A 26,168-nucleotide genomic window follows, 5' to 3' on the forward strand; every position below is an offset into this window, starting at 1 on the left:
GGCTTGGACTTCGGCTTGGCGCGCAGGTGCGCGCGTTCGCCTTGGGAGCCGAAGAGGCTGAGGAACTCCACCGGCCGCTCGTCGGCGCTGCCGAACCAGTGCGGTGTGCGGGTGTCGAACTCGGCGGCTTCGCCGGGCTTCATGATGAAGTCGTGCTCGCCGAGGACGACCCGCAGCCGCCCGTTGAGCACGTACATCCACTCGTAGCCCTCATGGACCTGCGGCTCGGGTTCGCTGGGCCCGCCGCCGGGGATGATGAGCTTGTAGGCCTGGATGCCGCCGGGCCTGCGGGTGAGCGGCAGGTGGATCATGCCGTGGCGCTCGACGGCCTTGAGGTGGATGCGCGGGTCGCCGGTCTGTGGCGCGTCCACGAGTTCGTCGAGGGTCACGCCGTGGGCTTTGGCCAGGGGCAGCAGCAGTTCGAGGGTGGGCTTGCGCGAGCCGGACTCGAGTCGGGAGAGGGTGCTCACCGAGATCCCGGTCTGGTCCGAGAGGTCCGCGAGGGTCGCCTCGCGTTGGCGTCGCAGTGCCCGTAGCCGCGGGCCGACCGCGTCGAGTGCCAGATCCAGGTCGTCGTCCATGCGTCGAGTTTGCCACAACGGCAAGTTTGTTTGCCAGTTTCGAGGGGATCGTCCTATGGTCGTCGCGGAGGTGGTCGCGATGACCGATGAATTGAACGACCGGTACGACGCAGTGGTGATCGGCGGCGGCGCCGCGGGTCTGAACGGGGCGCTCATGCTCGCGAGGGCGCGCCGGTCGGTGGCCGTGATCGACGCGGGCGAGCCGCGCAACGCCCCGGCCGCGGCCGTGCACGGCCTGCTCGGGCGCGAGGGAACGCCCCCGGCGGAACTGCTCGAACGCGGCCGGGCGGAGGTGCGCCAGTACGGCGGGCACGTGGTGGCCGGGACCGTGGCGGGGGCGAAGGCGGCCGAGGGCGGGTTCACCGTCTCGCTGGAGGACGGCCGGGAGGTGCGGGCGCGCCGGGTGCTGGTCACCACCGGCGTGGTGGACCGGATGCCGGAGATCCCGGGGCTGCGGGAGCGCTGGGGCAGGGACCTCGTGCACTGCCCGTACTGCCACGGCTGGGAGGTGCGGGACCGGCCGATCGGGATCGTGGCGACCGGCCCGATGTCGGTGCACGGCGCGCTGCTGTTCCGGCAGTGGACCGCCGACCTCGTGTTCTTCACCCATGATCAGCCCCCGTTGTCGGAGGAGGACTCAGAGAAGATGCGGGCGCGCGGCATCCGGATCGTGGACGGGCCGATCAGCCGGATCGAGACCGAGGCCGACCGGATCTCCGGGGTGCGGCTCGCGAGCGGCGAACTGGTCGAGCGCGAGGTGCTCGCGGTCGGGACGCGGGTGGAGGCGCGGGGCGGGTTCCTGGCGGACCTGGGCCTGGCGGTGGTCGAGCACCCGGCGGGCGTCGGCGAGCACGTGCAGGCGGACGCCACCGGCCGCACCGAGGTCGAGGGCGTGTGGGTGGCCGGGAACGTGACCGACCTGATGGGCCAGGTGGGAGCGGCGGCCGCGGCCGGAGCGATGGCCGGAGCCCACATCAACGCGGACCTGGTGAACGAGGAGACCGCCGAAGCAGTGGCCGCCTACCGGGCGGCTTAGGCTTCAAGGCGGCCGCGGTCCTTTCGGGACCGCGGCCGTCGTCGTCAGGCCTTGCGGGGCTTGGCCGTGGTGCCTCCGGTCGCGAGGCGCATGAGGTCCGAGCTCAGGTCGATGTCGAGTTCGGTGCCTCCGGCGCTGCCGTACTCGTGCTGGTAGCTCTTCCACGACTCGCTGCGGACCTTCCCGGCGAAGCCGGACTCCATGAGCAGCAGCAGTTCGATCGCGGCGCGGTCGATCCGCTCCCCCAGCTCCTTCGCGTTCCAGTCCTCGGTCGCGGCGAACACCGAGGTCGGCACCGTCATGGTGCGCAGGTAGGCGAACAGCGAGCGCATCTGGTCGTCGATCACCAGCGCGTGGCGGGCCGTCCCGGCCGTCGCGGCCAGCACGACCGGCTTGGCGATGAGCAGGTCGTTGTCGAGCACGTGGAAGAAGGAGCTGAACAGGCCGCTGGGGGCGGCCTTGTACACCGGGGCGCTGGCGACGATCGCGTCGGCCGCGCCGAGCGCCTCGATCGCGCGGGTCATCTTGGGGCCCATGAGCTGCGAGACGATCGCGGTGGTGATCTCGCCCGCGAGTTCACGCAGGTCGATCACCTCGCTCCGGACCGCTTCGCCGCGGTCTTCGGCGAGGCGGCGGACGCGGTCGGCGATGCGGTCGGCGAGCATCCTCGTCGAGGACGGGTCGCTGGTGCCGCCGCTGACGACGACGAGGCGGAACGGTTCGGTGCTCGGGGTCTGCGGGGCGTTCACAGCGCGGCCTCCTGTCGATCGCGGTGGGTCGAGGCCGTCTCGCCTTGGGCGGCGAGCTTGCGGCCGATGGTTTCGAGCTGGCGCATCTCCTCGTCGGTGAGGGCGGCGTGCACGGCGCGGGCGACGTCGACCGCGTGCCGGCCGCCGACGCGCCGCTGCGCCTCGCGTCCGGTCGCGGTGAGCGCCAGGCGGAGGCCGCGGCCGTCGGCGGGGTCGGCGGCGCGTTCGACGAGGCCGCGCTCGGCCAGCCGCTCCACGAGGCGCGACAGGGCGGGCTGGCTGAGCAGGACGCCGCGGCCGAGCTCGTAGAGCCGCATCGGTCCGTCGTGCTTGGACAGGGTGTAGAGCACGTCGTACTCGCGCATGGACACCTCGTCCCAGATCGGTTCGGCGGCGAAGCGCTTCATGAGTGCCGCGTGGGCGGTCAGCAGCGACTCCCATGCGTCGTTCGCCAGGTGGCTTCTGCTGCGGGTCATGGTGTTCTCCTAGCCGAGGCTCGGGTACTCGGCCTGGGCGTCGCTGTCCTGGTAGGGCGAGGCGCCGGTGACGTTGTCGCCGCGGTTGGCGTTCGGGCGCGGCTGGCGGGCCGGCTCGTCGCCGTACTTGGCCTTGACGCGGGCCGCGTGGGTCGGGGCCTCGGCGGACTCGGGGTCGCGCCGGGAGGCCAGTTCCCTGCGCAGCACCGGGACGACCTCGCCGCCGAGCAGCTCGAGCTGGTCGAGGACCATGTTCAGCGGCATCCCGGCGTGGTCGAGGAGGAACATCTGGCGCTGGTAGTCGCCGAAGGTCTCCTGGAAGGTCAGGGTCTTGTCGATGACCTCCTGCGGGCTGCCGACCGACAGCGGCGTCCCCTGCGCGAAGTCCTCCAGGGACGGGCCGTGCCCGTAGACGGGGGCCTCGTCGAAGTAGGGCCGGAACTCCTTGACGGCGTCCTGCGAGCGCTTGGCGAGGTAGACCTGGCCGCCGAGGCCGACCACGGCCTGCTTCTGCGTGCCGTGCCCGTAGTGCTCGAAGCGGCGGCGGTAGAAGTCGATGAGGCGCTTGGAGTGCGCGGAGGGCCAGAAGATGTGGTTGGCGAAGAAGCCGTTGCCGTAGAAGGCGGCCTGCTCGGCGATCTCGGGCGTGCGGATCGAGCCGTGCCACACGAACGGCGGCACGTCGTCGAGCGGGCGCGGCGTCGAGGTGAAGCCCTGGAGCGGGGTGCGGAACTCGCCCTCCCAGTCCACGACGTCCTCGCGCCACAGCCGGTGCAGCAGGTTGTAGTGCTCGAGCGCGAGCGGCAGGCCCTTGCGGATGTCCTGGCCGAACCACGGGTAGACCGGCGCAGTGTTGCCGCGTCCGAGCATGAGGTCCATGCGGCCCTTGGACAGGTGCTGGAGCATCGCGTACTCCTCGGCGAGGCGCACCGGGTCGTTGGTGGTGATGAGCGTCGTGGCCGTCGTGACGATGAGGCGCTCGGTGAGGGCGGCGATGTGGGAAAGGAGGGTCGTCGGGGACGAGGAGAAGAACGGCGGGTTGTGGTGCTCGCCGATCCCGAAGACGTCGAGGCCGACCTCTTCGGCCTTGACCGCGATCTTGACGATCGCGTCGATCCGCTCGGCCTCGCTCGGGGTCTGCCCCGAGACCGGGTCGCGCGTGATGTCGCTGACTGAGAAGACACCGAACTGCATTGTATTTCCCCTGCTCTCGCCGCCCATGCGGCCTAAAGTTCATGCGTTTGCATCTACCTCAACGAGCGGGGGCCGGGGTTTGTTCCCGGCGGGCCGCCGTGAGGCGGCCCACCGCGGTCACACGAGGGTGTGGACGAATTCGACGGCGAGCCAGGCGGCGAAGACCAGCAGGATCACGCCGGAGGCGCGGTCGAACCAGACGCGGCGCTCCTTCGTCAGAAAGCGGCGCATCCCGGCCGCCGCGCCCGCGAGCAGCAGGAACCACAGCCACGAGGCCGAGACCGCGCCCGCGGCGAAGGCCGTCCGGGACGTGGCCGCCTGCGCCGCGATCGCCGCGCCGAGGACGCCGACGGTGTCGAGGATGGCGTGCGGGTTGAGCAGCGACACCGCGGCGGTGCGGCGCAGGACCTGCGCGGGCGACCACAGGACGGCCTCCTCGTCGAGGTCGGCGGGCTTGGCCCGCAGCGACTTGACGCCGAGATAGGTCAGGAACAGGGACCCGGCCACGAGCATGGCCGGGCGCAGGCCCGGCACTGAGTCGAGCAGCGCCGAAGCGCCGGTCGCGCCGAGGACGATGAGCAGCGAGTCGCACAGCGCCGCGCCGACGACCGCCCACAGCGCCCGCGGCATCCCGAGGCTGACGCCCTGACCGAAGACGAACACGTTCTGCGCCCCGATCGGGACGATGAGCGCGAGCCCGATCGCCAGGCCGGTGAGGAAGGCGGCGGTCATGACGCGAGCCGAGCGAGCGCGGCCTCGCCGGCGGGCCTCCAGGTCGGTTTGCCGCCGGGCTCGCCCCGGTCGCCGGCGCGGCCGATGTCGACGAGCCCGAGGGCGCGCAGCAGCGCCCACCCGCGGGCGCGGCGCACGATGTCCTCATCTGCGTCGTACCGCGCGAGGCACCGGGCGGCGCCGCCGTCGGGCAGCAGCAGCCAGGCGGCCGAGAGGTCGGTGGCGGGGTCGCCGGCGCACAGCTCGCCGAAGTCGATCACGCCCGCGAGGGCGCCGTCGGTGACGACGATGTTCGCGGGGTGGAGGTCGCCGTGGAGCCACACCGGCTGCCGGTCCCAGTCGGGGGCGGCGAGCGCGTCGTCCCAGATCGCGCGCAGGGCGGCGTCGGTCGAGTCGAGGCGATCTTCGAGGCCGGCGGCGAAGCGCCGCAGCGGGACGCCGCGGTCGGGGTTGGCGGGGGCGTCTGCAGGCGCTTCGCGGTGGAGGGCGAGGAGGAAGTCCGCGAGGGCGTCGGCGGACTCGGGGCGGGCGACCGCGGCGCGGTCGGCCGGTTCGCCGGGGACCCAGGTGGTCACGGTCCAGGTCTCGGGGAAGCGTGAGGTGGGCTCGCCGAGGCGGAGGGGCACCGGGACCGGGAGCGGCAGCAGCGGCGCCAGCGCGGGCAGCCACCGGTGCTCCTTCTCCAGGAGCGCCGGGGCGCGCGGGGTGCGCGGCAGGCGGACGGCGAGGTCGTCGCCGAGTCGCCACATGCGGTTGTCCCAGCCGCCGTCGACCTCGCGCAGTGCAAGTCCGGCCAGATCCGGGTGTCCCTCGCTCACGAGTGCACGCACGAACGCTTCATCGATCACTGTGTCGCCCAAGGAAAGCACCTTCTCGCCGTGGGAACGGCCGGTGGCCCGGCCGGCGGTCGGGGCAAGCGTATCCACACCGGGCCCGCGGAGCAGGAGTCAGTCGGCGTCCCGCGCGGCCCGGCGGCGCTCGTAGTAGCGAGCCACGCGGACGCGGTTGCCGCAGCCTTCCGCCGAGCACCACTGCCGCCGCGGGTGCGCGGGGAGGAAGACGAGTACACAGTCCTCGGCGCCGCACTGGCGGAGTTTCGCGACGGCCGGGTCGGTGAGGAGGTCGATCGCGGCGCGGGCCAGTGTCGCCGCGAGGCGCTCGGGTGCCGGGCCCGCCGGTTCGACCGTTTCGGTGACGGTATGGCCGTCCCAGGAGAGGCAGGTGCGTCCGGGCGCGGCGTCGAGGGCCGCGGCGAGGGACCGCAGGGCCGACTGGGGCGGTGGCTCACCTTCGAGCAGGGCGGCGACGGCGGCCGCGGTGTGGCCGCGGATCGCCAGCGCCGCCGCGAGGAGGGCGGCGTCGGCGTCGAAGCGGCCGAGAGCGGGGCGGAGGTCGGTTTCGAGCGCGAGCCAGGCCCCGAGCCGGTCGGGGGTGTCGAGCAGGTCGCCTCCGGCGGTCAGGGTGTTCACCAGGTCGATGGCGAGCGGCTCGCCTACCAGCGGTGTCGGCGCGGTCATAACAGTAATGGTACCTCTCGCGCCTAAGGCATTAGCGATCCGTGCTAGAACTAATGGAACTTTGACGAGAGAAAGCATGTGATCGCATGAACCGTCCTGCCCGCGTCCGGCATCGGAGCATCGACGTCCAAGGCGTCGAGGTCGCCTACCGCGAGTCCGAACCCGACCGCGCCGACGCGCCCGTATTGCTGCTGCTGCACGGGTTCCCGTCGGCCTCGCACCAGTTCCGGCGCCTGTTCGACGCGCTTGGCGCCGAGTTCCGGCTCATCGCCCCCGACTACCCCGGCTTCGGCCGCACCCGGGCTCCCGAGGGCTTCGCGTACACCTTCGACCGGCTCGCCGACATCGTCGAAGGCTTCGTCGATCGCATCGGGCTGGGACGCTTCGCGATGTACGTCTTCGACTTCGGCGCCCCGGTCGGGTTCCGGGTGGCCGAGCGGCGGCCCGAGCGGATCGCGGGCCTGGTGGTGCAGAACGGGAACGCCTACGCCGAGGGCCTGTCGGCGGCGGCCCGCGACTTCATCGCGCTGAGCGCCGACCGGCCCGGGGACGAGGAGGCCGTCCGCGCGCTGCTCACGATCGAGGGCACCCGGTTCCAGTACGAGACGGGCGTGGCGGAACCGGACCTGATCGCGCCGGAGAGCTGGACCCTCGACCAGCACTACCTCGACCTGCCGGGGCGCAAGGAGGCGCAGGTCGCGCTCGCGTTCGACTACAAGTCGAATGTGGAGCGTTACGGCGACTGGCAGGCGTGGCTGCGCGAGTACGCGCCGCCGGCGCTCGTCGTCTGGGGCCGCGGCGACCCGTTCTTCCCCGAGCCGGGAGCGCGCGCCTACCTCGGGGACCTGCCCGGGGCCGAACTCCACCTGTTCGACACCGGGCACTTCGCGCTGGAGACGCACCTGCCGCAGATCGCCCCGCTCGTCGCGGACTTCCTGCGCCGCCTCGGCACTGAAGCGGGCAACCGTTCCCGGGCGCCGCGCGTATGAATCGGCAACGAGTCGAAGGGACTTCTCAAGTGCTTTGCAGTCGAAGAACGTACCGAGCCGCGGCGGTCGCCGCCTGCGGCGTCCTCATGGCCGCCTGCACCGGCGGCGACGAGCCGGGAAGCGCCACCGAGCCCGGCCCCGAGGCCGTGGCCGAGGCGGAGCGGCTGTACCAGATCGTCAACGACAGCCGCGCCGTCACCGACGAGCTGTCGCAGATCGAGAACCGGGTCGCCAAGCGCTGCATGGAGGACGAGGGCTTCCAGGTGCACGACCCGGCGGTCTTCGCCACCACCAGGTTCGCCGCGTACGGCGCGGCGGGGTACCTCACCGACGCGCCCGTCCGAGCGGTCCCGACGCGGGCCGCCGCCGAGCAGTGGGGCTTCGGGGTCTGGATCGAGTTCGTCCGCGCCCCGGGGAACGAGGACCTCGCCGAGCAGTTGCTGACCCCCGAGGCGCGCACCGCGTTCAACCTCCCGCAGGAGGACTACGCCCAGCCCGACACCGGTGAATGGGAGGCGCAGGGCGAGGCGTACCGGGCGGCCTGGATCGAGGCGTACACCGGATCGCCCGCCGTCGAGGACTCGGGGAAGGGCCCGCAGGGCGACGGGGAGGCGCTCGGCGGATGCCGGCTGGAGATGATCGAGACGATCTACGGCGAGCCCTACACCGTCGAGGACGAGGAAGGGGACTACACGCTCACGCACCCGCCGAGCCCCGCGTTCGAGCTGGAGGAGTTCGAGGGCACCGCCGGGATCGCCGAGCACCTCGACGGCCGCGACGTCGACTTCGAGTCCTGCCTCATCGACAAGGGCTACGCCGGCTGGGAGCTCGGCGACGAGCTCTACCCGCCGCTGTGGGAGTACTTCGGGCAGATGTACGCCCCCGGCTACTTCCAGGAGTTCGGCACCGGCGAGGACGGGGTCCCCGAGCCGCCGAGCGAGATCCCCTCGGACTTCCTCGGCGTGCTCGAACTCGAACGGGCCGTCGCGGTGGACTTCGCCGAATGCGGCGGGGAGAGCGGCCTGCGGACGGTGATCGAGCAGGCCTGGGCGGCGATGCTCGTCGACGCGTACCTGCCGATCGAGACCGAGATGGTCGCCTGGCAGGAGCAGATGCAGGGACACCTCGACCAGGCCCAGGACTACCTCCAGGAGTGAGGGCCCGACCGACGCGTCTGACGGTGGCGCGATGTCGGTCACGCCTGCGATGATGCCGCGGGCACGACCGGAGGGCGGAGCGGATGCGGCGGTACTTCCAGCGGTTGCGGGCCGTCGTGCCCAGGCAGCGGGGCGCGAGGCGGCGGGAGCGGGAGGCGCTGCCCGAACTGGAGGACCTGGCCTGGTACTCCCACGCCGAGCAGGCGGCGAGCGCCTCGTTCTGGCGCATGGCCCGGCGGCTGCCGGGACTGATGGCGCTGGCGTTCCGGTCGGCGTGGGCGGCGGCCCCGGGGTTGACGGTGACCGCGTTGGCGCTCAACGTCGTCGCGGGGGTCGCGACCACGACGGCGCTCCTGGCGGTCACCGACGTGACCTTGACGCTGTTCTCCGGCGAGGCCTCGTGGGACCAGGTGCGCCGAGCCGCTCCGGCCCTGGTCCTGCTGACCGTCGCCACCGCCGTCAGGGCCGGGCTCGGGCTGGTGGCCGGGTGGGCGCAGCAGCGCCTGGAGCCGCTGGTGCTCAACCGGACCGAGTCCGAGTTCTTCAAGCTCACGACCGAGGTGCCGCGGTCGGCGTACGACGACGACGCGTTCGCCGACCGCATCGAGGCGTCCCGGTCCCGCGGGATGGACTCGGTCGTGCGGCTCGTGACCGACGTCGTGGACCTCGTGACCGGCCTGGTCACGGTGCTCGCGGTCGGCGCCGCGCTCCTGGTGATCCACCCGGTGCTACTGCCGCTGCTGTTCGCGGCGGCGCTGCCGACCGGTTGGGCGGCGGTGCGGTCGGCGCGGCTGCGGTACGTCTCGGTGCGCTCGCGCGTCTCGCGGCGCCGGCGCCTGTGGTTGCTGGAGATGCACATGGCCGACCGGAACTCGGCCGCGGACCTGCGCCTGCACGAGGCGGGCCGGTGGCTGCGGGGCCAGCACGCGGCGATGGTGGAGGCCGAGACCGGGGCCGACTTCGCGGTGATCCGGCGCCAGACGCTGACGCGCCTGGTCGGGCAGAGCGCCTCGGGCGCGGCGGTGGCCGCCGTGTACGCGGTGCTGCTGTGGATGCTCATCGAAGGGGTCGTCCCGCTCGGCATCGCCGCGGCCGCGGTGGTGGCCCTCCAGCAGGGCGGCCGCGCGATGGCGAACCTCCTCGTGGCGGTGAACCAGACCTACGACGACGGCCTCTACGTGTCCGACCACGCCGAGTTCCTGGCGATGGCGCGCGAGCGGATCGCGAGCGAGCCGCGGAAGGGGGCGCGTCCGGGGGCGCCCGAGGTGATCGAGGTGCGGGGCGTCTCGTTCCGCTACCCGGGCAAGGAGACCGACGCGCTCACCGGCGTGGACCTGACGATCCGGCGCGGCGAGACCATCGCGCTCGTGGGCGAGAACGGCTCGGGGAAGTCGACGCTCGCGCACCTGCTCGCGGGGCTGTACCGACCGACCGAGGGCCGCATCCTGTGGGACGGCGTCGACATCGGCGAGATCGATCCGGTCCACTGGCGGACCCACGTCTCGATGGTGTCCCAGCAGGTGATGCGCTGGCCGTTCACGGCGGAGATGGCGATCAGGCTCGGGCGGTCCGCCGTGCCGGCCGACCGGGACCGGGTCGAGGCGGCGGCGAAGGACGGCGGGGCGCACGAGATGATCCTCGGCTTCGACCACGGCTACGAGCAGTTGCTCGACCGGATGTTCAAGGAGGGCACCGATCTGAGCGGCGGCCAGTGGCAGCGGCTGGCCTCGGCGCGCGGGCTCTACCGGGACGAGGGCGGCCTGCTCGTCTGCGACGAGCCCTCGGCGGCTTTGGACGCGAAGGCGGAGGCGGCCCTGTTCGACACGCTCAGGGACCGGGCGGGCCGGGCGACCACGGTGATCATCTCGCACCGGTTGCAGGGCGTGGTCCACGCCGACGTGATTGCGGTCCTGGAGGAGGGAAGGCTGACGGAGCTGGGGACCCACGCGGAACTGCTCGCGGCCGGAGGCGCTTACGCGGAGCTGTTCGAACTCCAGTCGCGGTCCTATGTGGCCGAATGACCGGCGGGACGGCGCCGACGCTGCTCGACTGACACGCCAGTGCGCTTCGATCACTTTGGCACGCAGGGACTTCACTCCTTCGTGTCCCCATCGCGGGCCCGAGGCCGGTAGGCTGGATCGGCCTCGCGGCGGAGGCGCTCGCGTGCCTCCCTCATTCGCATCCCTCGTAAGGAAGGCCGACCATGACCGAAGACGTTCCCGTCGATCTGCCGTCCGATCTCGACCCGACCGTGCCGACGACCGCCCGCGTGTACGACGCGCTGCTGGGCGGCACCACCAACTTCGCCGCCGACCGGGAGGCCGCGGAGGTCTTCGCGAGCCACATCCCGCAGGCGCGCGAATGCGCCAGGCTCAACCGCAGCGCGCTCATCCGCGGCGTCGAGTACCTCGTGCGGAGCGCCGGGATCGACCAGATCGTCGACATCGGCTGCGGGCTGCCGACCGCGCAGAACACGCACCAGGTCGCGCAGGAGATCGACCCCGGCGCGAAGGTGGTCTATGTGGACCACGACCCGATGGTCGTCTCGCACGCCCGGGCGCTCCTGGCGCGCAACCGGAACGCGACCGTCATCGGCGCGGACCTGCTCGAACCCGAGGTGATCCTGGCCCACCCGGACCTGCGGTCCGCATTGGAATTGGAGCGGCCGGTGGCGCTGCTCATCGTCGGGATGATCATGCAGATCAGCGACGCCCAGCGGCCCGACGACATCATCGCGACCCTCATGGGGGCGCTGCCGTCGGGAAGCCACCTGCTCATCACCTCGTGGCCCGACACGGGCGAGCCCGAGCAGGCGGCGCTGTCGCAGGCGTGCATCGAGACGCTCGGCAACGGCTGGATGCGGCCGATCCCGGCGCTGGAGCGCCATTTCCTCGGCATGGAGATGGTCGCGCCGGGGCTGGAGTACGTGCCGAGGTGGTTCCCCGAGGAGCCCGATCGGGCGGTCCCCGAGGTCGCCGACCTCGAACCCTACGAGCGGACCCAGATGGCGGGCATCGCAAGGAAGGCGTGAAACGAGCCCCGGACGGGCCTTCGGCCCGTCCGGGGCCTCAGTCGCGGTGGGGTTCGGGGAGCCTGCGGGCCATGCAGACGCGCGGCCAGCGGTCGAGGCCGCTCGCGCGCTCGTGGTCGCGGATCGCCCGGAGCCCGGGCGTCAGCTCGTGGTCCGGGAGCGGCTCGAAACCGCAGCGCTCGTAATAGGGCGCGTTCCACGGGACCTCGGCGAACGTGGTCAGCGTGAGCGACCGCAGGCCGTCCGCGGCGGCCCGGGAGGCGGCATGGTCGAGCAGGGACCGGCCGATGCGGCGGCGGGCCCGGTCCGGGTGCACCGAGACCTGCTCGACGTGCAGGGCGCGGTCGACCGGTTCGGCGATGAGATAGGCGACGGGGCGGTCGCCGTCCACGGCGGCCCAGGCCAGGCCCGAGCGCCGGTAGCCGTCGAGCACTTCGACGCTGAGCGGCTCGTCCTCGGCGATCTCAGGCATCCCGATGTCCCGGAAGCACTCCCCCGCGGCCCGCTCGATGTCCTGGAGCAGCGGGAGGTCCGCGGCGGCCACCGCCCTGATGCGCATGTGGTCAGTGTGCCGGAGGCGCAGGGCGCGCGCAAGCCGGTTCAGCGGCGCTCGGGCAGCGGGTCGGCGAAGTCCCAGGAGACGAGGGCGTCGACGGCCGCGATCGCGTTGTGGAGCCGTTCCTGTTGCGGGCCTTCGAGTCTGAGATACCGGCGGCCGGTCCGGGCCAGTTCCTCCTCGAAGCGGGCGGTCATCCAGGGGCGCAGGTGCGCCTCGTCCCGCAGGCCGTCGTCCTCGAAGGGGACCCCTTCGTGGCCGGTCAACAGGTACAGGTCGTGGTGGAGTGCGTCGGCGATCGGGTCGAGGTCCGGGTTGCGGCCGCCGAGGTAGCGCTCGTGCCAGATCGCGGTAGCGAAGGCGTCGGTGTCGCAAAACAGGACCGGGCCGCCGGCGCGCGCGGCGGCCTCCTCGAGTTCGTTCTGGCGCTTGGCGATGTGCGGGAACTCCTCGGTCGAGAAGCGCACGTCGCCCCAGGTCGCCGCCGGGTCCTTCGCTTGGGCGGCGAGGAGTTTCTCTTCGCTGAAGGCCCGGCCGTACTCCTCGACGCAGCGGGTCGCGGCCCAGACGCCGCCGCGTTCGCGGTAGTGCGCGGCGAGGGCCTCGGCGATCGTGGTCGTGCCGGTGGACTCGGCGCCGACGGCGACCACGCGGCGGGCGAGGCCGGCGCGCACGGGCGCTTCGAGGAGGTCCCAGTTGCCGACCGGGTCGGCGCGGACGGCGGTGCCCGAGACGGGGATCGCACCGCGGTCGAGGCCGAGATGCACCGCCTCGAAGCGCCGGGCGAGTTCGTCGCCGTAGGGCTCGGCGGTGAAGACCGCGTCGACCGGTTCGGGAACGGCCGCTTTGAAGATCGCGGTGTGGGCGTCCCAGATCGCCTCGTCGCCCAGGTCCATGTGGACGTCGTCGACGGTGCCGATCACGCGGACGCCGGGGTGGGCCTCGCGGAGCCAGGCCACGCGCCGCTCCAGCGGGATCGACTCCACGGTCGCGGCGCAGACGAGGACGGTGAGGCGGCGGCACCGGGCCTCGGCGGTGCGGATCAGGTGGTGGTGGCCGGCGTGCGGCGGGTAGAACTTGCCGAGGACCAGGCCGTGGTCGGGAAGCGTCACGCGGCGACCTCGGCGGGCGCCTTCTCGGCGAGCAGGTCCTTGCGCCAGCTCCGCAGGCCCACAACGCACAGCGCCATGAACCCGACGTAGAGGATCGCGGTGAGGTACAGGCCCTTGTAGGCGTAGAGGGGCACGAAGACGATGTCGGCGGCGATCCACAGGTACCAGGACTCGAGGCGCTTGCGGCACTGGCCGTACGTGGCCATCAAGGAGAGCACGGTGGTCAGGGCGTCCCAGAAGGGCACGTCGGAGTCGGTCGCGACGGTGAGGAAGGCCGTGATGGCGGCGAGGCCGAGGAGTCCGGCGCCGATGAGGCCGACCCATTCGTTCCTGCGGGTGCGGCTCACCGGGAGGGTGTCGACGGCGGGACCGCCGCCCTTGACCCAGTTCCACCAGCCGTACACGCCGAGGGTGATGAACACGAGCTGGAGGCTCGCGTCGGCGTACAGGCCCGCCTGGGAGAACAGCAGGATGAACATGAGGCAGTTCACGATGCCGATGGGCCAGTTGGCGATGTGCTGGCGGGCGACCAGCCACACGCAGAAGGCGCCGGAGAGGAAACCGAGCACCTCGATGAGGGTCGTCGGGACGCCGAAGGCGGTGAGGACGACCGGATTGGGGAAGTCGAGCAGGGCGTTCATGCGAGCGATCCTCTCAGGGACCCCGGACGCGGTGAGGGCCGCATCGCGGTGGGAGCGAGCGGCCCGGGATCAGCGTAGACCTGGCGCGGGGCCGCGTCAATCGACCCGATCGGCATGGTTCGAAGCGGTCACCGGGGCGCTCGCTCCCCGGCGGTGACGGCGGCGTTGATCGTGTTCGGGCCGGGCGGGACCGGACAGGTGCCGAACTCGGTGAAGGTGCACGGCAGGTTCAGGGCCCGGTTGAAGTCGAGGTCGACCGTCCCGTCCGGGCGCGGCGGGGCGGTGGTGAGCTGGCGCCACGCGGCGGTCGAGATGCCGTTGGTGAGGTCGCGGAACAGCAGCCCGAGGCCGCCGTCCGCGTCCGTGGCGAGCAGTTCCTGCGGTTCGCCGCCGAGGTCGAAGCGGACGGTCCCGACGGCGTGCAGGGTGTGCTCCAGATCGGCGCGGGCCGCGCCCACGGTGACCGGCTCGGGGCCTGCGAAAGGCGTGAACCGGGCGGTGACGATCCAGCCGGGGTCGGGGGCGAACGCGGGGACGCCGGTAAAGGCGGTGCGGGTCGGAGCCTCGGGGTCGCGCACGCGCACCGCGTGCCGGCCGCCGCGCAGGACGATCTCGATCTGCTTGTCGCCGAAGCCGACCCAGTGCGGCGGCCCGGCCTCGACGGGGTCGAAGACGACCGTGCCGTCGATGAGTTCTCCGTCGACGGTGAGGCCCTCCTCCTCGGTGGCGGTCACGGTCGCGGCGCCTCCGGCGGAGCGCCACCGGCCGGGCAGGCCCTCGAGTTCGGCGGGGTCGGCGTCGAGCCAGTGGAAGGCGGTGAGGCTGAGCCAGCCGTGCGGCAGGCGCAGGTCGGCCTCGCGCTGGTCGTGCCAGTCCTGCCAGGCGATCGCGAAGACGTCGGTGTCTACTTTGCTCATTGCGGTGTTCCTCGTTTCGTGGGGGCCGGCGCGAGTCCGAGGTGGTCGCGCAGGGTGGTGCCGGTGTACTCGGTGCGGAATGAACCGCGTTCTTGCAGGATCGGGACCACCTCGTCGACGAACCGGTCGAGTCCGCCGGGAGTGAGGTGCGGTACCAGGATGAACCCGTCGACCGCGTCGCCCTGCACGTAGTCGTCGATCTGCGCCGCGACGGAGGCGGGGGTCCCGACGAGTTGGAGGCGGGCGGTCGTCTCGATGACGAGTTCGCGGATCGACAGCTCCTTGGCGTCGGCGATGGCCTTCCAGCGCTGCGCGATCGAGGACTGGTCCTGCTGGTGGCGGACGCGCCCGCGGGTGATGTGGACGTCGGCGGTCTCGGGGTCGAACTCGGGGACGGGCCCGTCGGGGTCCAGATGGGACAGGTCCTGGCCCCAGACCTGTTCGAGGAACGCGATGGCCGTCTGCGGGCCGACCTGCTTGCGGCGGACCTCCTCGGCGTTCTCGCGGGCCTCGGCCTCGGTGTCGCCCAGGACGAACGAGACCCCGGGCATGATGAGCAGGTCGCGCTCCTCGCGGCCGTGGCGGCCGAGGCGGTCCTTGACGTCGGCGTAGAAGGCCTTCGCGTCGGCGTGCTCGGTGTGGCGGGAGAAGATCACGTCGGCGTGGGAGGCCCCGAACTCGCGGCCCTGGTCGGAGTCGCCGGCCTGGAAGATCACCGGGTGGCCCTGCGGGGAGCGGGGGACGTTGAAGGTGCCGCTGACGTCGAACTGGGCGCCGAGGTAGGCGAAGGCCTCGACGGCGCCCTCGCGCAGAAACCGGCCGGTGGCCGGGTCGGCCTCGACCGCGTCGGGTGCCCAGGCGTCCCACAGCAGGCGGGCGACGGCGATGATCTCGGCGGCGCGCTCGTAGCGCCGTTCGCGTTCGAGGTAGCCGCCGCGCCGGAAGTTCTCGCCGGTGAACGCGTCGGGCGAGGTGACGGCGTTCCAGGCGGCCCGGCCGCCCGAGAGGTGGTCGAGCGAGGCGAACTGGCGGGCGAGTTCGTACGGCTCGTTGAAGGTGGTGTTCACCGTCCCGGCGAGGCCGAGGCGGTCGGTGACGGCGGCGAGGGCGTTGAGCACGGTGAACGTGTCGGGCCGCCCGACCACGTCGAGGTCGTGGATGCGGCCGCGGTGCTCGCGCAGCCGCAGGCCCTCGGCGAGGAAGAAGAAGTCGAACAGGCCGCGCTCGGCCGTCTGCGCCAGGTGCACGAACGAGCTGAACTCGATCTGGCTGCCCGAGTCCGGGTCGCTCCACACGGTCGTGTTGTTCACGCCCGGGAAGTGCGCGCCGAGGTGGATCTGCTTGCGGGGCCGGGTTCGGTCGGAGGACTGTGCATTCTGGAACGACTCGGTCATCGGGTCACCGTCCCTGCGTAGCGGTTGGCGGGCCTGTCCAGGCCGAAGGTGTCGCGGAGGGTGGCGCCGGGGTACTCGCGCCGGAATCCGGCGCTCTCGCGGAGGATCGGCACGGTCCGGTTCGCGAAGGCGTCCAGGTCGGAGGGCAGGGCCGCCGGGAGGATCGTGAAGCCGTCCGCGGCGCCGTCGCGGTGCCAGCGGCCGATGAGGTCCGCGAGGGCCTCGGGCGTCCCGGCGAAGAGGGCCGCGTTCGGCCGCCAGGGGCGGCCCGCGGCGCGGTCGAGGCCTTCGAGTCCCTTGCGGGCCTCGGCATCGGTGTCGGCCAGGTGCACGACGAGGTCGGCGAGCACGGCGACCCGGTCGGGGTCGCGGCCCGCGTCGGCGACGGCCCGGCGGACGGCGGCGCGCCTGGTGTGCGCGGCGTCGGGGTTCCCGGGGGCGATGCGCACGATGTCGGCGCGGCGGGCGGCGAGGCCGAGTGCGGCGTCCGCGTCGGCGCGGACGGCGACGAGCGGCTGCCCCTGCGGCGGGCGCGGCGTGATCGACGGCCCCTTCACCGAGAAATGCGGGCCCTCGAAATCGATGTAGTGCAGGCGGCCGCGGTCGATGTACCGGCCCGTCGGCAGGTCGCGGATCACCGCGTCGTCCTCCCAGCTGTCCCACAGCCGCGCGACCACCTCGACCGCGTCCTCGGCTTCGGCGTACAGCTCTTCGGGTTCAGCCACGGCCTTGCGTCCGAAGTGGTCGGCTTCGGCGGCGGTGTCGGAGACCTTCGCCTCCCACCCGGCGCGGCCGGAGCTCACGTAGTCGAGCGTCGCGATCGCCTTCGAGGTGTGGAACGGCTCGGTGTGCGTCGTCGTGACCGTGGGCAGCAGCCCGATCCCGGCCGCGACGGGGGCGACCCGGGCGCTGATCGCGACGGCGTCGAGCGTGCCCTGGGTCTCGCGGACCAGCCCGGAGGGCGGCGCGAAGGAGTCGTCCACGGCGATGAAGTCGAGCCGGGCCGCCGCGGCGGTCTTCGCCTGCGCCGCATAGGTGCCGGGGTTCCAGAGGCGGGTGCGGTCCTCGGTGAGCCGCCACGCGGCCGGGTGGTGCCCGGCCGGGGCGAGCGCCACGCCCAGATGCAGGTCCCTGTCGGTCATCGGGTTCCTTCCGGTGCCGGCGCGAGGCCCCACCGCTCGGCGAGGAGGCGGTAGGAGCGGACGCGGTCGGCGTGGTCGTGGGTGACGGTGGTGATGAGCAGTTCGTCGGCGCCGGTGGCGGTCTGGAGGATCCGCAGGCGCTCGGCGACGGTGTCCGGGTCGCCGACGATCTGCGTCGCGATCCGGTCGGCGACGTGGGCGCGGTCGGCCTCGGTCCACGCGAAGGCCTCGGCCGCTTCGGGAGTCGGGTACTCGATCGCGCCGCGACCGGCGCGGATGCTGTGGACCCAGGGCCCGTAGCCGGCCGCGAGCCGGCGGGCCTCGGCATCGGTGGGCGCGACCACCACGTCGGCGGAGACGACCAGGTACGGCTCGGCGAGGTGCTTCGACGGGCGGAACGCCTCCCGGTAGGCCGCGACGGTCTCCACGATCGCCGAGGGCGCGACATGGTAGTTCGCGCCGAACGGGAGCCCGAGTTCGCCTGCGGCCCTGGCGCTCTCGCCGGGGCTGGAACCGAGGACCCACACGTCGAGGTCGGCGCCGGCCGCCACCGCCGAGTGGACCGGTTCGGTCGCTCCGGGCTCCTGGTGGCCCTCGCCGAGGAAGTCGAGGATGGTCTGGAGCTCGGCGAGGTACTGGCCGGGCTCGGACGGGCGCGTGTGCAGGAGCGCCCCGAGGCGGGTGAAGCGCTCGGGGTCGGCGATCTGCGGCGGAGGCGGCGGGACCACCAGGCCGTCCACGACGCGCGTCTCGGTGAACGGCGACTTCGGCCGGGTGGGGACCTCGCCGCTCTTCAGGCGGGTCGCGGTGCGGCCCAGGCCGAGGTCGATGCGGCCGGGATGGAGCCGGGCGATCGTCGCGAAGTGGTCGGCGGCCGACAGCGGCGAGTGGTTCCCGAGCAGGACCGCGGCCGAGCCGACCCGGATGGTGCTCGTGGCCGCGGCGATCAGGGCCACGAGCGCCGCGGGGGCGCTGGAGGCGACCCCGGGCACGAGGTGGTGCTCGGCGACCCAGAACCGGCCAAAGCCCAGGGCCTCGGTTTCGCGGGCGAGGTCGAGGCTGTTGCGGAGCGCTTGGGACGCATCCGATCCGGAGGTGATCGGCGAGAGGTCGAAGACGGACAGCGGTGTGGTCATGCAAGATCCCTTCTGGGGGTTGCAGCGGCTGGTTCGAGCGGGTGGTCCCCCGCCCGCACGGTCGTGCCGGGCACGGCGGCGAGCAGCTCGCGCGTGTACGGATCGGCGGGGTCGGTGAGGACCCGCGAGGCCGGGCCGTGCTCGACCACGCGGCCCTCGCGCATGACCGCGACCGTGTCGGCGACCTGCCGGACCACCGCGAGGTCGTGCGAGACGAACAGGTACGAGAGCCCGAGGCGCCGTTGGAGGTCGTCGAGCAGCCGCAGGATGCGGGCCTGCACGGCCGTGTCGAGCGCCGAGACCGGCTCGTCGAGGACCAGCAGGTCCGGTCCGGGCGCGAGCGCCCGGGCGATGGCCACTCGTTGGCGCTGGCCGCCGGAGAGCTCCACGGGGCGGCGGCGCAGCAGCTCGGGGGCGAGGCCGACCTGTTCGAGCAGTTCGGCGGCCCGGGCCGCGCGTTCGCCGCGGTCGCCGAGGCCGAAGGCGCGCAGGGGTTCGGCGACGATGTCGCCGACGCGCCAGCGCGGGTCGAGCGAGGCGTACGGGTTCTGGTAGACGAGCTGGACGCGCGAGCGCAGGCGGCGCAGGGCCGCGCCGCGCGCGGCGGTGACGTCCTCGCCGTCGAAGTGGACGGTGCCCGCGTCGGGTTCGGTGAGGCGGGCGACGATGCGGGCGGTGGTGGACTTTCCGGAGCCGGATTCGCCGACGACGGCGAGGGTCGCGCCGCGCGGGACGGCGAGGTCGATGCCGTCGACGGCTTGGATGCGCCGGCGACCGGGGAGCGTGAAGCGCTTGGCGAGGCCGGTGACGGTGAGGATCGGGTCGCTTTGGGGCGCTTCGGGTCTGGCGGGCGCGTCGGTGAGGCCGGGGGCGGCGTCGAGGAGCGTGCGGGTGTAGGCGTGTCCGGGTTCGGCGATGAGGCGGGCGGCGGGGCCGGTCTCGACGATGCGGCCGCCGTCCATGACGGCGATGCGGTCGGCGCGGTCGGCGGCCACGCCGAGGTCGTGGGTGACGAGGAGGACGGCGGTGCCGGTTCGGGCGGTGAGGGCGGCGAAGTGGTCGAGGAGTCGCTTCTGGACGGTGACGTCGAGGGCGCTGGTGGGTTCGTCGGCGATGACGAGGGCCGGTTCGCACGCGAGGGCGACGGCGATGAGAACCCGTTGGCGCATCCCGCCGGAGAGCTGGTGGGGGTATTGGCGGGCGCGCAGGTCGGGGTTGGGGATGCCGGCGGTGTCGAGGAGGGCGACGGCGCGGGCGGCGGCGGTGCGGCGGTCGGCTCTGCGGTGGACGGTGAGGGCTTCGGCGACCTGCTCGCCGATGCGTTTGACGGGGTTGAGGGAGACGCCGGGGTCTTGGGGGACGAAGCCGATGCGGGCGCCGCGGATCGAGCGCAGGTGGCGTTCGGACAGGCCGGTGAGTTCGTCGCCGCCGAAGCGGATCGAGCCTTCGGCGGCGCCGCCGCGCGGCAGGAGGCCGACGATCGAGTGGGCGAGGGTGGATTTGCCGGAGCCGGAGGCGCCGACGAGGGCGAGGACTTCGCCGGGGGCGAGTTCGAGGTCGACGCCGCGCACGGCGCGGACGTGCCGTTCGCGGGTGCGGTAGGTGACGTGGAGGTCGCGGACGCGCAGGAGCGGGGTCACCACGAGGGCCGCCTCTCGGTGTCGATGGCGCGGGCGATCCGGTTGGCGGAGAGGACGACGGCGACGATGACGAGGCCGGGGAGGGTGGTGAGCCACCAGGAGGTGGCGAGGTAGTCGCGGCCTTCGGCGACGAGGGAGCCCCATTCGGGGGTGGGCGGTTCGGCGCCGAAGCCGAGGAAGCTCAGGGCGGAGACGGCGAGGATCGCGGAGCCGAATTCGAGGGCGGCGAGGGCGAGGACGGGGCCGGCGGCGTTCGGGAGCACGTGGCGGGCGAGGACGGCGGGCCAGCGGACGCCGGAGGCGCGGGCGGCTTCGACGAAGTCGGCGTGGCGGACGCGGAGGACTTCGGCGCGGGCGACCTTCGCGAAGACGGCGATGGCGGCGGTGCCCACGGCGATCGCGACGGGCAGGGTGCCGAAGCCGAGGACGGCGACGACGGAGAGGGACAGGAGGAGGCCGGGGATGGCGAGGAGGACGTCGGCGGCGCGCATGACGAGGTCGTCGGCGAGGCCGCCGGCGAATCCGGCGCAGACGCCGGCGAGCGATCCGGCGACGAAGGCGATGCCGACGGCGAGGAGGGCGGCCTTGAGGGAGAGGGCGGTGCCGTGAACGACGCGGGCGAAGAGGTCGCGGCCGAGGTGGTCGGTGCCGAACCAGTGCGCGGCACTGGGCCCTTGGAGGTGTTCGGCGGTGACGCCGGTGAGGGGGTCGTGGCCGGTGAACCACTGCGGGACGAGCCCCCATGCGAGGACGAGGGCGATGACGGCGAGGGCGAGGAGGAGGCCGGGCCGGCGCAGAAGGCGGCGGGCCGGGCGCGGGGCGAGGAGGCGCAGGCGCGCGCGGGCGGTGATGCGGTGCAGGCCTTCGGTGAAGCGGGCCGGGGCCGGACCGGTGGGTCGCGAGTGATCCCGCCCCGGCCGCGGCTCCTCGGCCAGGGCGGGTCCCTCTCCCGCGTCGGCGGCGGATGCGGCGCCGGCCGAGCGGGTGTCCACTTCGGTCATGTCAAGTCCCCCAGGTCCAAGCGATGGCGGCGGTGGCTGCGGGGCGCACCGCTTGCGAGTGCGGCGGCACGAGCCGCCGCGATCCGGACGAGCGGCGCCGAGTGACGGGCGAGACCCGGGGGCGCAGAACGACGACCGTGGGTTCGGTCGCGTCCGCGGCGGGTGCCGGACGCGACCGGTGCGGGCGCGTCGCGAGCGGCCCCGAGCGCCGCGCGAGGGCGGTGCCGTCTGCCGCGCTCGCCGACGGCCGGCATACCGTCCGGCTCCGGTGCCGCTGCGGCGTTCGCCGACCCCGCTGTTTCCCAGGCGGGCGCTGCAATCCACTGTCGGTCGTCGGCGCGGGACTTCGCCGCGCCGATCCGCACCAGCGTCGCTGCGGCTCCCTCCGCCGGCCCGACCGGCTCCGGCGCACGCGCCGCAAGGCGCGGTCGGTCGCAGCTTCGGCGCTTCGCCGTACCGGTCCACTGCGGCCTCGGCACGGTCGCGGCCGCGTAGTTCGTGCCGTTCGTGCGGTCCGCCCTTCCCGCGCTCCAGCTCTGGCCGTGTGCAGGTCGCGGAAGCCGTCGCCATCGGTCGCACTCGGCACGGCGTACTGCCGTGCCGCCGTGGTGCGGTGTCGCGTTCGCGGCTTCGCCATTCATGCGGTCCGCCCTTCCTGTGCACCGGCTCTGGCCGTGCGCAGGTCGCGGAAGCCGTCGCCACGGGTCGCCCTCGGCACGGCCTGCTGCCGTGCCGCCGTGGTGCGGTGTCGCGTTCGCGGCTTCGCCGTTCATGCAGTCCGCCCTTCCTGCGCACCGGCTCTCGCCGTGCGCGGGTCGATGAGCGGGTGGGCGAGGTCCACCGCGAGGCTCACGGTCACGAACACCGCCGCGGCCAGCAGCACCAGTCCTTGCAGCACCGGCAGGTCCCGCGAGGCCACCGCGAGCTGCGTCATCCGGCCGATGCCGATGCGCGAGAACACGGTCTCGACCACCACCGACCCGGCCAGCAGGTTTCCGGCCGTCACGCCCGCGAGCGTCAAGGTCGGCATCGCGGCGTTGCGCAGCGCGTGGCGCAGCAGGATCCGCCCGCGCGAGGCGCCCTTGGCCCGCGCGGTGTCCACATAGGCCTTCTCCCAGGTCTCGGTGAGACTCTTGGCCAGCACCTGCGCGATCACCGCCGCCGTGGGCAGCGCCAGCGTCGCCGCCGGGAGGATCAGGCTCTCGAAGCCCTTGTTGCCCATGGCCGGGAGCAGGCCCCACTGGAACGAGACGGTCTGGATGAGCAGCAGGCCGACCCAGAAGGTCGGTACCGAGACCCCCACCGGCGGCAGGCCGAGCAGGAACTGCCGCAGCCAGGGCCGCTCGGTGTAGACCGCCCCGAGCGCGGTGCCGGCGCCGAGCACGACCGCGATGAGCAGTGCCGCTCCCGCGAGCGCCAGCGTGTGCGGCAGCGCCTCCGCGATGGCCTCGCCCACCGGCGCTCCCGTGGCGAGCGAGAAGCCGAAGTCGCCGCGCAGCGCGTCCAGCAGTGACTGTCCGTACTGGACGATCATCGATTCGCCGAGTCCGTACCGCTCGCGCAGCGCGGCGAGCTGATCGGAGCTGATCGAGCCCTGCTCCTCGGGGCTGATCCGCGCGCCGATCGCGTCACCGGGCAGGAACCGCAGCAGCACGAACGCGACCGTGAACGCCGCCCAGAGGACCAGCGCCGCCGCGGCGGCGCGCCCGATCAGATACCGCGCCATGGCTACCCGGCCAGCCAGACGTCGTGGAACTGGAGCCGTGCCGAGGCGTCGAAGGCGAGGCCGTGCACGTTCGCGCCGGTCCCGATCGCCTGCGACAGTTCGAACAGCGGCACGTGGTAGGCCCGGTCGAGCAGGACCTCCTGGACCTCGGCGACGATCGCGTAGCGCGCCTCGGTGTCCGGTTCGGACAGCTGGGCTTCGAGGAGGCCGTCGAGTTCGGCGTCGGCGCCGCGCCGGTTCACGTTCGCGAAGTCGGTGGAGAAGGTGCGGCGCAGGATGTCGGGGTCGGTGCGGCTCAGGTTGGAGAAGTAGAGCGCGTAGTCCCCCGCCTCGGTGGCCGCGGTCATGTCCGCGGCCGGGAGCTGCTGCACGTCGAGGTCAACGCCGACGGCCTTGAGCTGCTGCTGCACGAGTTCGAGCACGGTCTGGCTGGCGCTGAAGGCCTCGCCGAAGATGACCTTGACGCGCAGCGGCCGGCCGTCCTTCTCGCGGATGCCGTCCGCGCCTTCGGTCCAGCCGGCGGCTTCGAGCTGGTCGGCGGCGGCCTGCGGGTCGTGGCCGAGCCGGTCGGACAGGTCGGTCCAGCCCGGGGTGAGGTGCGCGAGCGGGCTGGTGGCGGCGTGGAAGCGGTCGCCGAGGACGACGTCGACGATCTCCTGGCGGTCGATCGCCGGGATGAGCGCGGCGCGCACGGCCGGGTCGGAGAGGATCGGGTCCTCCACGTTGGGCTGGAAGCCGAAGGCGACGCCGGGGTTGGCGACGGTGAGGATCGTGCCGTCGGCCGCCTCGATCGCGGGCTCGTCCTGCGGCAGGACGTCGCTGATCGCGTCGAGCTGGTCGGAGGCGAGGCTGCCGGAGCGGACCCCGGACTCGGGGACCACGGTGAACTCGATCGCCTCGAGGTAGGCCTCGCCGTCGCGCTCGAACAGGCTCGAGCCCCAGGCGTAGCCGTCGCGGCGCTCGACGGTGACGCTCTGGTCGGCGACGAACTCGCCGAAGGTGAACGGGCCCGAGCCGATCACCTCGCCGCGGCAGCGGTCCTCGGGGGCGGCCTGGAGCGTGGCGTCGGCGACCAGCCCGAGCGAGAAGGTGGAGGTGGCCTGGAGGAACTGGGCGTTCGGGGACTCGAAGACGACGGTGGCGGTGAGGTCCTCGTCCACGCGGGTCTCGGCGTAGCCGGCGAGGAAGGAGGAGCCGAGCGGCGCGAACGGGCTGAAGTCGCCGGCGATGGCGTCGAAGTTCTTCTGGACCGACTCGGCGTTCAGGCCCGTGCCGTCGGAGAAGGTGACGCCGTCTCGGAGGTGGAAGGTGAACTCGGTGAGTTCGGGGTTCACCTCCCAGGACTCGGCGAGCCAGGGGACGATCTCGCCGGTCTCGGGGTCCTGGTCGGTCAGCGAGTCGACGACCTGGCGGGCGATGTAGACCGCCTGGTTCTGGGAGGCCTGCTGGGGGTCGGGGCAGATCGGCACGGCCGAGAGTCCATAGCGGAGGGTGCCGCCGTCCTGCGGGGAGGCGTCGGCGGCGTCGCCGCCCGCGCCGCAGGCGGTGAGGGCCAGGAGGGCGCCGGCGGCGATGGCACCGGCTGCGACGCGTGGAGGCTGCGCTGTGGTCATGCTGGGGGTGTTCCGATCACGTTGGGGGCGGGTGCGTTCGTGCGGGACCGCCGCGCTGCGGTCGCCGCGAGCGGAGCGATACGGGCCGTGGGGGATTGATCGCTCACCGCTGCTTATTTTCCTACATCTCCGATGGGAATACAAGGTTTATCGATCGGGAAATTTCGGTCGCCGCGTCCTTGACACCTCGGGCGAGGAAGCCGGTAGAGTGAAGCGACTTTACCGATAAACACCTTCTGGAAGGCACCCATGAGCGACACCGCCGTCTCCGCCGTCATCAACGTCGACATCGAGGGCCCGCAGATCAGCCGCCACGTCTACGGGCACTTCGCCGAGCACCTGGGCCGGTGCGTCTACGGCGGGTTCTACGTCGGTGAGGACTCCGAGATCCCGAACGAGGGCGGCATCCGCCTCGACGTGGTCGAGGCGCTGCGGGCGCTCGACATCCCGAACCTGCGCTGGCCCGGCGGCTGCTTCGCCGACGAGTACCACTGGCGCGACGGCATCGGCCCCAAGGAGGAGCGGCCGGTCATGGTCAACACCCACTGGGGCGGGGTCGAGGAGAACAACCACTTCGGGACCCACGAGTTCATGGCCCTGTGCGAACTGCTCGGCACCGAGCCGTACATCTCCGGCAACGTCGGCTCGGGCACGGTCCAGGAGATGAGCGAGTGGGTCGAGTACCTCACGCGAGAAGGAGACTCCCCGGCGGTGCGCGAGCGCAAGGCGAACGGGCGCGAGGAGCCGTGGAAGGTCAAGTACTGGGGCCTGGGCAACGAGACCTGGGGCTGCGGGGGCAACATGAGCGCCGAGCAGTACGCGCTCGAGGCGCGCCGGTACGCGACCTACTGCCGCGACTACGGCGACAACAAGCTGTACCGCATCGCCGCCGGGGCCTCGGACTTCAGCTACGGGTGGACCGAGACGCTCATGAAGCAGCTCTCGCACCTCGGCTGCCAGCGGGTCGAGCGCCCGCTGTACCAGGCGGTGTCGGTGCACTACTACACGATCGCGGGGACCTGGGCCGACAAGGGATCGGCGACCGAGTTCACCGAGGACGAGTACTACACCACGATGTGGAAGGCCGCGCGCACCGACGAGCTGCTCACCGGCCACGCCAACGTCATGGACCTGTACGACCCGACCAAGGAGATCGGGATCGTGCTCGACGAGTGGGGCACGTGGTGGAACGTGGAGCCGGGCACGAACCCCGGGTTCCTGTACCAGCAGAACACCCTCCGGGACGCCCTCGTGGCGAGCGTGCACTTCGACATCTTCCACAGGCACGCCGACCGGCTCGTCATGGCCAACATCGCGCAGACGGTCAACGTCCTCCAGGCGATGATCCTCACCGACCCCGAGACGAAGGCGCTCGTGCTGACGCCGACGTACCACGTGTTCCAGATGAACAAGGGCCACCAGGACGCGGCGAGCCTGCGGGTTGACACGCTCGGCGCGCTGCCTTCGCGCGAGGTGGGCGAGGCGACGCTGGAGACGGTCTCAATCTCCGCGAGCCGCAAGGACGGGCGCCTGCTCGTGTCGCTGTCGAACCTCGACGCCGAGGAGGCCCGGGACGTGGTGATCGACCTGCGCGGCGGGACGATCGGCGAGGTGGAGTCGCAGGTGCTGACCGCCGGGGCGCTCCAGGAGCACAACACGCCCCAGTCCCCCGAGGCGGTCGCGCCGCGCCCGCACGACGGGGTGTCGGTCGAGGGCGGGAAGCTCCGGGTGCACCTGCCGGCGCACTCGTTCGCGACCGTGTCCGGCGCGCTGGCATAGTCCGGGCCGCCGGCGCCGGACACGGTGTCGGCGGTCCTTCCGCTGGAAG

Annotated in this window: 23 protein-coding genes and 1 pseudogene; 6 read left to right on the top strand and 18 right to left on the bottom strand. The window is 72.7% G+C overall.

The features are described 5' to 3' along the window. Positions 1–2: 2 nt before the first annotated feature. Positions 3–581, bottom strand: a pseudogene (locus IF12_RS27260) (helix-turn-helix domain-containing protein); the annotation flags it as partial. 79 nt (positions 582–660) lie between these two features. On the opposite strand from IF12_RS27260, the gene IF12_RS0114370 reads away from it, so the two are divergent. Next, positions 661–1,617 (top strand): NAD(P)/FAD-dependent oxidoreductase, encoded by a 957-nt coding sequence (locus tag IF12_RS0114370; protein WP_035749233.1) that lies wholly within the window; start codon positions 661–663, stop codon positions 1,615–1,617. 44 nt (positions 1,618–1,661) lie between these two features. Here the strand turns inward: IF12_RS0114370 and IF12_RS0114375 are convergent, their stop codons facing one another. The 6 genes from IF12_RS0114375 to IF12_RS0114400 all read right to left on the bottom strand — a co-directional run bounded on the left by IF12_RS0114375 (position 1,662) and on the right by IF12_RS0114400 (position 6,285). Then, positions 1,662–2,366: a CE1759 family FMN reductase gene (locus IF12_RS0114375; protein ID WP_030159450.1), complete on the bottom strand. Its 705-nt coding sequence runs from the start codon at positions 2,364–2,366 to the stop codon at positions 1,662–1,664. Continuing rightward, on the bottom strand, positions 2,363–2,842 hold the full coding sequence (locus IF12_RS0114380; protein WP_030159451.1) for a MarR family winged helix-turn-helix transcriptional regulator: 480 nt from the start codon (positions 2,840–2,842) through the stop codon (positions 2,363–2,365). The genes IF12_RS0114375 and IF12_RS0114380 overlap by 4 nt, the downstream gene beginning before the upstream one ends. Positions 2,843–2,851: 9 nt before the next feature. After that, positions 2,852–4,036: an LLM class flavin-dependent oxidoreductase gene (locus IF12_RS0114385; RefSeq protein ID WP_030159453.1), complete on the bottom strand. Its 1,185-nt coding sequence runs from the start codon at positions 4,034–4,036 to the stop codon at positions 2,852–2,854. A 117-nt stretch (positions 4,037–4,153) separates the two neighbouring features. Beyond that, positions 4,154–4,768, bottom strand: a complete 615-nt coding sequence (locus IF12_RS0114390) for a LysE/ArgO family amino acid transporter (RefSeq protein WP_030159455.1) — start codon at positions 4,766–4,768, stop codon at positions 4,154–4,156. Then, positions 4,765–5,628: an aminoglycoside phosphotransferase family protein gene (locus IF12_RS0114395; protein WP_030159457.1), complete on the bottom strand. Its 864-nt coding sequence runs from the start codon at positions 5,626–5,628 to the stop codon at positions 4,765–4,767. Before IF12_RS0114395 ends, IF12_RS0114390 begins: the two co-directional genes overlap by 4 nt. Before the next feature lie 87 nt (positions 5,629–5,715). Then, a complete protein-coding gene (locus IF12_RS0114400; RefSeq protein ID WP_030159459.1) occupies positions 5,716–6,285 on the bottom strand; it encodes an ABATE domain-containing protein in 570 nt (189 codons plus the stop codon). Between the two features lie 86 nt (positions 6,286–6,371). Between IF12_RS0114400 and IF12_RS0114405 the strand changes: the two genes are divergently transcribed. From IF12_RS0114405 to IF12_RS0114420, 4 genes are all read left to right on the top strand, one after another. Continuing rightward, on the top strand, positions 6,372–7,274 hold the full coding sequence (locus IF12_RS0114405; RefSeq protein ID WP_035749157.1) for an alpha/beta fold hydrolase: 903 nt from the start codon (positions 6,372–6,374) through the stop codon (positions 7,272–7,274). An 86-nt stretch (positions 7,275–7,360) separates the two neighbouring features. After that, positions 7,361–8,431, top strand: coding sequence for a hypothetical protein (locus IF12_RS0114410; RefSeq protein WP_030159463.1), 1,071 nt, complete (start codon positions 7,361–7,363; stop codon positions 8,429–8,431). An 83-nt stretch (positions 8,432–8,514) separates the two neighbouring features. Then, complete coding sequence (locus tag IF12_RS0114415; RefSeq protein ID WP_051704407.1) at positions 8,515–10,452, top strand: ABC transporter ATP-binding protein; 1,938 nt, start codon at positions 8,515–8,517, stop codon at positions 10,450–10,452. A 182-nt stretch (positions 10,453–10,634) separates the two neighbouring features. Then, positions 10,635–11,462 (top strand): SAM-dependent methyltransferase, encoded by an 828-nt coding sequence (locus tag IF12_RS0114420; RefSeq protein WP_030159466.1) that lies wholly within the window; start codon positions 10,635–10,637, stop codon positions 11,460–11,462. A 37-nt stretch (positions 11,463–11,499) separates the two neighbouring features. On the opposite strand, the gene IF12_RS0114425 is transcribed toward IF12_RS0114420, so the two are convergent. The 11 genes from IF12_RS0114425 to IF12_RS0114475 form a co-directional block, all read right to left on the bottom strand. After that, positions 11,500–12,021: a GNAT family N-acetyltransferase gene (locus tag IF12_RS0114425; protein ID WP_030159468.1), complete on the bottom strand. Its 522-nt coding sequence runs from the start codon at positions 12,019–12,021 to the stop codon at positions 11,500–11,502. A gap of 41 nt (positions 12,022–12,062) precedes the next feature. Further along, a complete protein-coding gene (locus IF12_RS0114430; protein WP_030159470.1) occupies positions 12,063–13,130 on the bottom strand; it encodes an AAA family ATPase in 1,068 nt (355 codons plus the stop codon). Then, complete coding sequence (pnuC, locus tag IF12_RS0114435; protein ID WP_030159472.1) at positions 13,127–13,771, bottom strand: nicotinamide riboside transporter PnuC; 645 nt, start codon at positions 13,769–13,771, stop codon at positions 13,127–13,129. Before pnuC ends, IF12_RS0114430 begins: the two co-directional genes overlap by 4 nt. A 128-nt stretch (positions 13,772–13,899) precedes the next feature. Next, positions 13,900–14,688: a DUF1684 domain-containing protein gene (locus IF12_RS0114440; protein ID WP_030159474.1), complete on the bottom strand. Its 789-nt coding sequence runs from the start codon at positions 14,686–14,688 to the stop codon at positions 13,900–13,902. Beyond that, positions 14,685–16,082 (bottom strand): NtaA/DmoA family FMN-dependent monooxygenase, encoded by a 1,398-nt coding sequence (locus IF12_RS0114445; protein WP_051704408.1) that lies wholly within the window; start codon positions 16,080–16,082, stop codon positions 14,685–14,687. Before IF12_RS0114445 ends, IF12_RS0114440 begins: the two co-directional genes overlap by 4 nt. Next, complete coding sequence (locus IF12_RS0114450; protein WP_030159478.1) at positions 16,079–17,224, bottom strand: LLM class flavin-dependent oxidoreductase; 1,146 nt, start codon at positions 17,222–17,224, stop codon at positions 16,079–16,081. The genes IF12_RS0114445 and IF12_RS0114450 overlap by 4 nt, the downstream gene beginning before the upstream one ends. Then, positions 17,221–18,360, bottom strand: coding sequence for an LLM class flavin-dependent oxidoreductase (locus tag IF12_RS0114455; protein ID WP_030159481.1), 1,140 nt, complete (start codon positions 18,358–18,360; stop codon positions 17,221–17,223). Before IF12_RS0114455 ends, IF12_RS0114450 begins: the two co-directional genes overlap by 4 nt. Continuing rightward, positions 18,357–20,000, bottom strand: coding sequence for an ABC transporter ATP-binding protein (locus IF12_RS0114460; RefSeq protein WP_051704488.1), 1,644 nt, complete (start codon positions 19,998–20,000; stop codon positions 18,357–18,359). Before IF12_RS0114460 ends, IF12_RS0114455 begins: the two co-directional genes overlap by 4 nt. Continuing rightward, complete coding sequence (locus IF12_RS25685; RefSeq protein ID WP_197034732.1) at positions 19,997–21,001, bottom strand: ABC transporter permease; 1,005 nt, start codon at positions 20,999–21,001, stop codon at positions 19,997–19,999. Before IF12_RS25685 ends, IF12_RS0114460 begins: the two co-directional genes overlap by 4 nt. Positions 21,002–21,770: 769 nt before the next feature. Then, entirely contained in the window at positions 21,771–22,727 is a 957-nt protein-coding gene (locus tag IF12_RS0114470) for an ABC transporter permease (protein ID WP_030159487.1), read from the bottom strand. A gap of 2 nt (positions 22,728–22,729) precedes the next feature. Further along, positions 22,730–24,340 carry an ABC transporter substrate-binding protein gene (locus tag IF12_RS0114475; protein WP_030159489.1) on the bottom strand — a complete coding sequence of 537 codons (1,611 nt, stop codon included), beginning with the start codon at positions 24,338–24,340 and terminating at the stop codon, positions 22,730–22,732. 249 nt (positions 24,341–24,589) lie between these two features. On the opposite strand from IF12_RS0114475, the gene IF12_RS0114480 reads away from it, so the two are divergent. Further along, positions 24,590–26,119 (top strand): alpha-N-arabinofuranosidase, encoded by a 1,530-nt coding sequence (locus IF12_RS0114480; RefSeq protein WP_030159491.1) that lies wholly within the window; start codon positions 24,590–24,592, stop codon positions 26,117–26,119. Positions 26,120–26,168: the final 49 nt, after the last annotated feature.

Source organism: Glycomyces sp. NRRL B-16210, from assembly GCF_000719515.1.
Classification (GTDB): domain Bacteria; phylum Actinomycetota; class Actinomycetes; order Mycobacteriales; family Micromonosporaceae; genus Glycomyces.